The sequence below is a fragment of the Candidatus Eisenbacteria bacterium genome, assembly GCA_035577985.1.
Lineage (GTDB): Bacteria > Desulfobacterota > Binatia > DP-6 > DP-6 > DATJZY01.
Map to the genome: position 1 here is coordinate 1 of DATJZY010000111.1, position 3,968 is coordinate 3,968.

General features: G+C 71.0%; 5 protein-coding genes. All 5 read right to left on the minus strand.

From position 1 onward, the window contains the following. The coding region (locus VMS22_15590; protein ID HXJ35456.1) for a glyceraldehyde 3-phosphate dehydrogenase NAD-binding domain-containing protein at positions 1–109 on the minus strand (109 nt) is incomplete at its 3' end. Positions 110–209: 100 nt separating this feature from the next. Further along, positions 210–401, minus strand: a complete 192-nt coding sequence (locus tag VMS22_15595) for a hypothetical protein (GenBank protein HXJ35457.1) — start codon at positions 399–401, stop codon at positions 210–212. A gap of 95 nt (positions 402–496) precedes the next feature. Next, positions 497–1,915 (minus strand): pyruvate kinase, encoded by a 1,419-nt coding sequence (gene pyk, locus VMS22_15600; protein ID HXJ35458.1) that lies wholly within the window; start codon positions 1,913–1,915, stop codon positions 497–499. An 80-nt stretch (positions 1,916–1,995) separates the two neighbouring features. Beyond that, on the minus strand, positions 1,996–3,639 hold the full coding sequence (pgm, locus tag VMS22_15605) for a phosphoglucomutase (alpha-D-glucose-1,6-bisphosphate-dependent) (protein HXJ35459.1): 1,644 nt from the start codon (positions 3,637–3,639) through the stop codon (positions 1,996–1,998). Positions 3,640–3,655: 16 nt separating this feature from the next. Continuing rightward, positions 3,656–3,968: glycogen/starch/alpha-glucan phosphorylase (locus VMS22_15610; protein HXJ35460.1), on the minus strand; the 313-nt coding region annotated here is incomplete at its 5' end.

A 3,968-nucleotide genomic window follows, 5' to 3' on the forward strand; every position in this document is an offset into this window, starting at 1 on the left:
CGATGCCGACGACGTCGACCTCCCTGCCGAGGAGGCCCTGATCGCAGAGCGCCTGGAAGACCAGCCGGCCGATTCGACCGAATCCGTTGATACCGACCTTGATTGCCATCTCGTCCCTCCTGCGAAGCGAAGCGGTTTCGCACGCCGCGGCGGGTGGTCCGCTACCGTCCCTGGTGAGCGGGTGCTCGAGCGGCGAGTCGGGCGCCCGATCAGCCGGACAGTTTCGTCTTGAGCACGGAGACGGTCGCGCCCGCCCGCGGCAGCGCAGCGCGCTGCGCGCGGATGCGGGCGAACGTCTTCGACAGATCCGTTTTCACCGCCGGGACGTACCGGAACGCCGGCGAGAGGATCGACGTGTGTCCGTCTGGAAGCTGCGGCTTGTTGATCGAGCGATCGTTCATGTCGGTAATCCTGTTATCACCGTGCGCAGACTAACGGGGATTCCGCGGCGAGTCGTCAGCGAAACGTCTGCATTCGGTCGGGGTTCGGCGTCCCTCTACGCCGTCGCGATACGCATGAGATTGGTGGTGCCCGGCGTGCCGAACGGCATGCCGGCGATCGCGACGATGGTCTGGCCGGGCTCGGCGAACCCCTCGCGGCGCGACACGCGGCACGCGAGATCCGTCATCTCCGCCACGTCGCGTACGCCCTCGATGTGCACCGAGTGGACCCCCCACGCGAGGGCGAGACGCCGGGCGGTGGCGATGCTCGGCGTCAGGCTAAGCACGGGAGACTCCGGCCGCTCGCGCGCGGCGCGCAGGCTGGTGTGGCCGGAGCTCGTGTAGCAGACGATCGCCGAGGCCTGAAGCAGGGCGACCGCGCGGCCCATCGCGGAGCAGACCGCGTCGGCGACCTCGCCCCCCGCACGCGCTGGGGTGTGGGACACCTCGATCAGCTGGCGGTACAGCGGATCGCTTTCGACCTGCCGGATGATGCGGTCCATCATTGCGACCGCTTCGACGGGATGCTTGCCGGCGGCCGACTCGGCCGAGAGCATCACCGCGTCGGCGCCGTCGAAGACCGCGGTGGCGACGTCGGACGCCTCCGCCCGGGTCGGCACCGGGCTCACGATCATCGACTCGAGCATCTGCGTCGCCACGATCACCGGCCGGCCCAGGCGGCGGCAGGTGCGCACCGCCTGCTTCTGGATCGCGGGCACGCGCTCGGCCGGCAGCTCGACGCCGAGATCGCCGCGCGCCACCATCACCGCGTCCGACACGGTCGCGATCTCGTCGAGCTGTTCGACGGCCCGGGGTTTCTCGAGCTTGGTGACGATCAGCGCGCGGGCACCGATGAGCGCCCGCGCCTCGACCACGTCTTCCGGCCGTTGCACGAACGACAGGGCGATCCAGTCCGCACCGAGCTCGAGCGCAAGGTCGAGATTGCGCCGGTCCTTCGCCGTGAGCGCACTGACGGGGAGCACGACGCCGGGAACGTTCACGCCCTTGCGCTCGGAGAGCTTCCCGCCGACCGCGACCCGGGTCGCGGCGAAATCGGCCCCGCAGCGTTCGACGACCACGCGCAGCTTGCCGTCGTCGAGCAGCAGTTCCGTGCCCGGCACCAGCGCGGCGAAGATCTCCGGATGAGGCAGGCTCGCGCGCCGGTCGTCGCCGGGCGCCGGATCGAGGTCGAGGCGGAAGGACTCGCCCTCGACGAGCGTGACCGCGCCGGCGGCGAACGTGCCGACCCGCAGCTTCGGTCCCTGCAGGTCGGCCAGGATGCCGATCGGCCGTCCCGTCTCCCGTTCGAGCGCGCGCACCGTGCGGAAGCGCGCCGCGTGATCGTCCGCGTCGCCGTGGCTGAAGTTCAGGCGGAACACGTCCACGCCGGCCAGGAAGAGCCGCCGCACCATGTCCTCGCTGCTGCTCGCCGGCCCGAGCGTCGCGACGATCTTCGCGTTTCGCGTTCTGCGCATGTCAGTCTTCCACGACACGAGGGGGCACGCCCCCTCGCGCTCCCCGTGGGCAGGAAACCTGCGGTTTCGTCCGTCCCACGCTACTCCTGTCTCAGCGCCGCGTTCACGATCTCGCGCGCCTCGTGCACGATCGCGTCGAGGTGCGCGGGACCGACGAAGCTCTCGGCATAGATCTTGTAGACGTTCTCGGTGCCCGACGGCCGCGCTGCGAACCAGCCGCTGCGGACGGTCACCTTCAGGCCGCCGATCGGCGCGCCGTTGCCGGGCGCCACGGTGAGCTTGGCCGTGATCGGCTCGCCCGCGAGCGCGGAGGCGGCGACGTCGCCGGACGACAGCCCCGCGAGCCGCGCCTTCTGCGCGGGCGTCGCCGGCGCGTCGATGCGTACGTAGTGCGGCGCGCCGAACCGCTCGGCCAGTTCGCGATAGCGCTCGCCGGGGTCGCGGCCCGTGCGCGCCGTGATCTCGGCCGCGAGCAGGTTCATGATCAAGCCGTCCTTGTCGGTGGTCCAGACGGTTCCGTCGCGGCGCAGGAAGCTCGCGCCGGCGCTCTCCTCGCCGCCGAAGCAGCACGACCCGTCGAGCAGGCCCGCCACGAACCACTTGAATCCCACCGGCACCTCGAGGACGCGGCGTCCGAGCGCAGCGGCGACGCGGTCGATCAGGCTGCTCGAGACGAGCGTCTTCCCGATCGCTGCCCCAGCAGGCCAGTGCGGGCGATGGGTCACGAGATACTCGATTGCGACCGCGAGGTAGTGGTTCGGGTTCATGAGCCCGGCGGACGGGGTCACGATCCCGTGCCGGTCGGCGTCCGGATCGTTCCCGAACGCCACCCGGTAGCGATCCTTGAGGCCGACGAGCCGCGCCATCGCATAGGGGCTCGAGCAGTCCATCCGGATCGCGCCGTCGTGGTCGACGGTCATGAAGGAGAAGGTCGGGTCCGCCTGCGCGCCGACCACCTCGATGTCGAGTCCGTACAGGCGGTTGATCGGCTCCCAGTAGTCCGCGCCGGCACCGCCGAGCGGATCGACCGCGAGCGCGAGACCGGCCGCTCGGATCGCGTCCATGTCGACCGCGTTCCCCAGGTCGTTCACGTAGGGCAGCACGAAGTCCACGGCGTGCGTGGTCGGCGCGCGCAGCGCGGCCTCGTGCGGGATCCGTCTCACCTCGTGCGCGCGTGGCAGGAGCTCGTTGGCGCGATCCTGGATCCAGCGGGTGACCTCGGTGTCGGCGGGCCCGCCGCTCGGCGGGTTGTACTTGAGGCCGCCGTCCTCGGGCGGGTTGTGCGAGGGCGTCACGACGATCCCGTCGGCGAGGTGCCCGGTGCGGCCGCGGTTGTGGGCGAGGATCGCGTGCGAGATCGCCGGCGTGGGCGTGGCGCCGTCGCCGCGCTGGATCCGCGTCTCCACGCCGTTGGCGGCGAGCACCTCGAGCGCGGTGCGCTCGGCCGGAGACGACAGCGCGTGAGTGTCCTTCCCGAGCTGGAGCGGACCGTCGATGCGCTGCGCGCGCCGGTAGTCGCAGATCGCCTGCGCGATGACGAGGACGTGCGCCTCCGTGAACGACCCGCGCAGCGACGAGCCGCGATGCCCGCTCGTGCCGAAGCTCACCCGCTGCGCGGCGTCATCAGGGTCGGGCAGGCGCGCGTGGTACTCGCGCTCGAGCCGGTCGAGGTCCACCAGCATCTCCCTGGTGGCGGGCTTGCCGGCGAGAGGCGAGAGGGCCATCGCGTCCTCTCTTTCCTCATGCGACCGGACACGGCCTGACGCGCCAGATCTCTCGCGCGTACTCGGCGATCGTGCGGTCGCTCGAGAACTTCCCCGACGCGGCCACGTTCAGGATCGCCTTGCCCGCCCAGGCCGGGGGATCGGCGTACAGAGCGACCAGCCGCGCGTCCGCCTCGAGATAGGCTGCAAGGTCCGCCAGGTGCATGTAGTGATCCCCGTGCACGAGCAGCGCGTCGAGCAGCGGCGCGAACAGACCGGGCTCGTCCGGGCTGAAGTGATTCGCGCGGATCAGGTCGAGCGCCGCGCGCGTCTCCGCGTCGTGCTCGTAG

Excerpts from the sequence above, each read along its gene's own strand:
- VMS22_15595 (HXJ35457.1), bottom strand. The coding sequence starts at position 401 with ATGAACGATCGCTCGATCAACAAGCCGCAGCTTCCAGACGGACACACG.
- pyk (HXJ35458.1), bottom strand. The coding sequence starts at position 1,915 with ATGCGCAGAACGCGAAACGCGAAGATCGTCGCGACGCTCGGGCCGGCG.
- pgm (HXJ35459.1), bottom strand. The coding sequence starts at position 3,639 with ATGGCCCTCTCGCCTCTCGCCGGCAAGCCCGCCACCAGGGAGATGCTG.